Genomic DNA, 5428 nt, shown 5'->3' on the forward strand with positions numbered 1-5428 from the left:
TAACCGTAAATCTGTTTAAAACATCTCAGATTCACGGTTATTTGGCGTTTCTGTTTTTAATTTTAGTTGCTTCTATTATAAAATTTCTTAGTTCGGGCTTACGTTACACTTTTAGAATCCGGGGCATAGACTATTGGATCTAGTAGCAATTGAGTTTCATGTTGTCTTAATAGCTGTTTTAATTCATTTAAGTGATCGGCAATAAAACGTAACGCTTCATCACTTCCATTATCAATTGAAGTGGAAGTTTGGATTTCCTTATATTCCTCCAATGATATGGTCTTTTCGTATTGCTTTTTGCTTTGAGAATACGTAAAACCTCCTTCTCTCATTATTTTACAGAAGGCTGAATATTTCATACCAACTGCTTTTGCAGCATTCTTTAAATGGTCATCATCATACTCCAATAGTAGTTTGTTGATGAATTCAGCTCGCTCTAATGAAGGCAATTCTTGTAAGTCTTTTGCATCCATTACCATCACTCCTTTAGTTTGATATGATAAATCCTTTAATTTTATGTCTTAATTCATAATAGACTCTATCAATCTATTTATTCATATATTGGCATTTTATTTGCTCTATAAAGGTTATAGATGGAAGATTGAAGTCTATTATATAGAGATAATAAAAAACTGGAACTGGTACTTGTCCAGTGCATTTTAGGAGGAGAAATATATGAATCAGTTAGAGGGAAGATTAGCAAAAATAGAGAAAGCAGTTAACAATTTTGGTGGCTTGGTTTACGAGTTTCGAGTGGAAAATGCTTTGAGTTTACAGGATATGGCTGAAGTTGTATCTCTGAGTGCTTCGTATTTATGGAGAATAGAAAATGCAAGGAGAAAACCAGACTTAGATGTTCGAGTCCGTATTTTAACATCAGGAATGAATTGGTCAACGGTAGATATCCACTTATATCTTGAACAGATAATTGCTAGAGAATCAGCGAATATTGAACCTTGCTGATGTATGAAATGAAAAGTGCTACTAGATTAGATGAGAAATAATCACTATCTAGTAGCTTTTTTGTAACAAATTATACTTTTATATAAAATTAGCCACTTGGGTGAAGATGGTGTAATCCAGTATTTCCTTGAGTTAAAATCAAACAAAGACTAAAATTAATATAAAGAATCAATACTAATATAACATTCAAGGTATTGGAGCGTTTAGGTCTTTTGGAGGGATTAAGACATGGAAGAAAAAGTTGAATATCAAGTACGCCATTCATTTGATAAGATTATTTCTAGTTTAGAACGAGAAGATATGTCGCAAAGAGATCGTGGAACATTATTTGAGTTATTGGTTACGGCATATTTGAAAAAGGAACCTATGTATACACGCTTATTTGATGAAGTATGGATGTTATCTGATGTTCCTGAAGAGTATGGTATTCCAAAGAGGGATACAGGAGTAGATCTAGTAGCACGGAATAGGGAAACTGGTGAATTATTTGCTATTCAATGTAAGTATTATTCGAAAGATACATCAATCCAAAAGGCTCATATTGATTCTTTCTTAAATGAGGTAGGAAAGAATTATTATGCAGAAGGGATTATTGTAACTTCTACGGATAAATGGAGTGATAATGCAAACGATGCATTATTAGATCGTGACAAAAATATCGCTCGAATCGGTTTATCACAATTGCGTGATAGTGAGATTGATTGGTCGCAATTCTCCTTCGAGAAACCGCAAACTGTTGAATTAAAATCACCTAAGCAACCACGTTCTCATCAGATTCCCGCCATTGAAGCGGTTATAAATGGATTTAAGGAAGCTGATCGTGGAAAGTTAATTATGGCTCCTGGAACAGGAAAAACATATACATCAATGGTTATTGCCGAGAAAATGGCAGAGAATAAAGATGGGCCATTCAGGGTGTTGTATCTTGTTCCAAGTATACAATTGCTTTCCCAATCACTAAGAGGGTGGACTGCTGATTCGAAGTATCGTTATGATATGGATACGTTTGCTGTTTGTTCGGATAGAAAAGTTACGAAGAAGGGAAAAGGTGAAAATGAGTTTGAGGATATTGCAGCTTCTGACTTGGGATATCCTGCGACTACTGACTATGAAAAGCTATTGGAACGTCAAAAGACATTAGATTCAGCCGGTATTCAAAGTAAGTTCTTGGTAGTATTTTCAACATACCAATCTATTGATGTAATTATAGAGGCTCAGAAGAACGGATTCTATGAGTTTGATTTGGTTGTCTGTGATGAAGCACATCGTACAACTGGTGCAACTGAAGCTGGAAAAGAAGCTAGTGCTTTTGTCAAGGTACATAGTGACGATAATATTAAAGCTAAGAAACGCTTGTATCAAACAGCAACCCCACGTATATATGGGGAGGATGCTAAGCAAAAAGCTGATGAAATGTCTGTTGTCATTGCTGATATGAATGATGAAACTATTTATGGCGAGGAACTTTACCGTATCGGCTTTGGAGATGCGGTTAATAAAGGTATTCTAACTGACTATAAAGTAATGGTACTTGCCGTTGACGAAGAGATGATTGCTCGAAGTTTTCAAAACATGTTGGCGGATAAACGGAATACAGAGCTTGAATTTGATGACGTTACGAAAATAATTGGTTGTTGGAATGGTTTAATTAAACGTAAGAGTAATTCTAATGTTATCTCAGCTAACCCAATGAAACGAGCAATTGCTTTTACTGGAACGATACGAGAGTCAAAACTGATAAAGGAAATGTTTACTGAAGTTGTGGACATGTATATTAATACTTCAGGAGATCAAAGAGAGCCAGTACGTGTAGAAATAGAGCACGCTGATGGTTCCATGAATGCTTTACAGAAGAATGAAAAAATATCTTGGTTGAAGTCTGAAGTTCCAGATAACACATGCCGTATCCTATCCAATGCACGTTTTCTTACGGAAGGTGTAGACGTACCTGATTTGGATGCAGTTATGTTCCTAAAACCACGTAGATCAAAGATTGACATAGCTCAAGCAGTAGGACGTGTAATGCGTAAGGCACCAGGTAAAGATTATGGATACGTTATCCTTCCTATTGGTGTACCAGCAGGAGTAGACGCAAATAATGTATTAGATAAAAATGAGAAGTATCAGGTAGTATGGGATGTACTGAATGCATTGCGTTCTATAGATGAACGATTCGATGCAACTATCAATAAATTGGAATTAAATAAGAAGAAACCAGAACAGATACAAGTTATTGGCGTTGGCTCGGCTCCTGATGAAAGTGAAGGGGGATTTACTGTTGCAGAGCCTGGATCAGAACAGTTGGCTCTTGGACTCGATGAAGAAGACTTTTCTGATATTGAACGTGCTATTTATGGAAAGATTGTTAAGAAAGTTGGAAATGTGAGATATTGGGAAGATTGGGCTAAGGACGTTTCTGAAATTGCTCAACAGCATATGATGCGTATCCGTGTAATGTTAGAGGATACGAATAGTGAGGCATACAAGGCATTCCAAAAATTCATTTTAGGACTACGCCATAACATTAATGAATCCATTTCAGACCAACAAGCTATTGAAATGTTGGCACAACACTTAATTACAAAACCAGTTTTTGAAGCGTTGTTCGATTCCTACAGTTTTGCTAACGATAATCCTGTTTCGCAGGCAATGGATGCAGTCTTAAAGGTTATGGAAGAACAGGGTCTTGTGAAGGAACACGAACGCCTAGAAGGCTTCTATGAGAGTGTTCGTGTGCGTGCTGAGGGAATTGATAATCTTAAAGCAAAGCAAGACATTATCATACAATTGTACGATAAGTTCTTTAAAGTTGGATTTAAAGAAACAACAGAACGCTTGGGAATCGTATTTACGCCTGTTGAAGTGGTTGATTTTATTATTCATTCTGTTGATGATGTATTGAAAAAATACTTTGGTAAGTCGATTGGTGATGAAGGGGTTCACATCCTTGATCCATTTACTGGTACTGGTACTTTTATTGTTCGATTGTTGCAGAGTGGGTTGATTTCTAAAGAGGATTTGTTACGAAAGTACACCCAAGAGCTTCATGCAAATGAAATTGTACTGTTAAGCTATTATATTGCTGCAATCAATATTGAAGAAACTTTCCATTCAATTATGAGTGGCGACTATAAGCCATTTGAAGGTATTGTATTAACGGATACTTTTGAGAGTACCGAAAAAGAAGATTCTTTTGAAAATGATTTGTTTGAAGAAAATAATTCTCGCCTTGAAAGACAAAAGAGGAATCCAATTTTCGCCATTATAGGTAATCCACCTTATAGTGCAAAACAATCGAGTGAAAATGACAATAATCAAAATCAAAAATATCCTGTTTTAGACGGACTCATAAGAGAAAGCTATGCTAAATATTCTACCGCCCAAAATAAGAATAATTTATATGATTCATATATTCGTTCTTTTAAATGGGCATCTGAGCGAATAAAAGACAATGGAGTTATTGGATTTGTTACAAATAGTGGCTTTGTTGATGGAAAAACTGCTGATGGACTGAGAAAATGTTGGCATGAAGAGTTTAATTATATATATGTATTCAACCTTCGTGGTGACCAACGTACTCAAGGAGAATTATCACGAAGAGAAGGTGGGAAGATATTCGGGTCAGGCAGTAGGACAGGAGTTGCAATTACTCTTTTAGTAAAAGATAATAGCAACAATCATGAAATCTATTACCATGACATAGGCGATTACCTAAGTAGAAATGATAAATTTGCTATAATAAAATCAAAAAATTCTATAAGTAAATTACAATGGACAAGAATTATACCTGATTCTTTTAATAATTGGATTAATCAACGAGACGAGAAGTTTATGGAATTCAAACCAATTACTGATGACGATGATAGTGTGTTTATTAATAGAGGAATAGGTTTTGGAAGTAGTAGAGACGAATGGGTCACTAATTATTCTTCTAAAGTTCTTGAACAAAGTGTGAAGGTTTTGATTTCCAATTTTAATAGTCAAGTCGATAATGTCGATGATGTTAACGATCTGTTAAGTGACCCGACAAAGATAAACTGGTCAGACGATTTAAAGAAACGTTGGAGGAATAAGGAAAAAATTTCATTTGATTCAAACGCATTTACTGTAATTCAATACAGACCATTTGTAAAAAGATATTTGTATAACAGTCAACCTTTGATTAAACGGCCAAGCATTTGGAATAAAGTATTTAGTGACAATTTGACTAATAATCTCTTTTTGAACTTCATGGGTGGAGCTAAAGGTTTTTCAGTATTAGTGACTAATCAGATAACTGATTACCAAACTTTATTTAACAATAAGTCAATACCTCTATACTTTGTAAATGAGGATAAAAAATCACTATTTGATGAAAATGTGTTTATGGCAAAATAAATGTACATAATAATGCAGCGTAAAAGTACATAACGCTGCATTGAATTTCAAAGAAAATAAAAAGGCTTGCCAGCCTCCAAATCTTATC

General features: G+C 34.9%; 3 protein-coding genes. 2 read left to right on the forward strand and 1 reads right to left on the reverse strand.

Features of this window, described 5'->3' with window-relative positions; translation table 11 throughout:
* Positions 1-98: 98 nt before the first annotated feature.
* A complete protein-coding gene (locus ACFSBH_RS12705; protein WP_379597837.1) occupies positions 99-473 on the reverse strand; it encodes a hypothetical protein in 375 nt (124 codons plus the stop codon).
* Between the two features lie 202 nt (positions 474-675).
* Here ACFSBH_RS12705 and ACFSBH_RS12710 point away from each other — a divergent pair, with 202 nt between their 5' ends.
* Both ACFSBH_RS12710 and ACFSBH_RS12715 read left to right on the forward strand, forming a co-directional pair.
* On the forward strand, positions 676-963 hold the full coding sequence (locus tag ACFSBH_RS12710) for a helix-turn-helix domain-containing protein (RefSeq protein WP_379597839.1): 288 nt from the start codon (positions 676-678) through the stop codon (positions 961-963).
* A gap of 228 nt (positions 964-1191) precedes the next feature.
* A complete protein-coding gene (locus tag ACFSBH_RS12715; RefSeq protein WP_379597841.1) occupies positions 1192-5340 on the forward strand; it encodes a DEAD/DEAH box helicase in 4149 nt (1382 codons plus the stop codon).
* The last annotated feature ends 88 nt before the right edge of the window (positions 5341-5428 follow it).

Origin of the sequence: Oceanobacillus luteolus (assembly GCF_042678205.1) — a bacterium.
GTDB classification, from domain to species: Bacteria; Bacillota; Bacilli; order Bacillales; family Amphibacillaceae; genus Oceanobacillus; species Oceanobacillus luteolus.

What these genes read in the sequence shown, in the direction of transcription:
- ACFSBH_RS12705 (WP_379597837.1), bottom strand. Translation starts at nt 473, where the DNA reads ATGGATGCAAAAGACTTACAAGAATTGCCTTCATTAGAGCGAGCTGAA.
- ACFSBH_RS12710 (WP_379597839.1), top strand. Translation starts at nt 676, where the DNA reads ATGAATCAGTTAGAGGGAAGATTAGCAAAAATAGAGAAAGCAGTTAAC.
- ACFSBH_RS12715 (WP_379597841.1), top strand. Translation starts at nt 1,192, where the DNA reads ATGGAAGAAAAAGTTGAATATCAAGTACGCCATTCATTTGATAAGATT.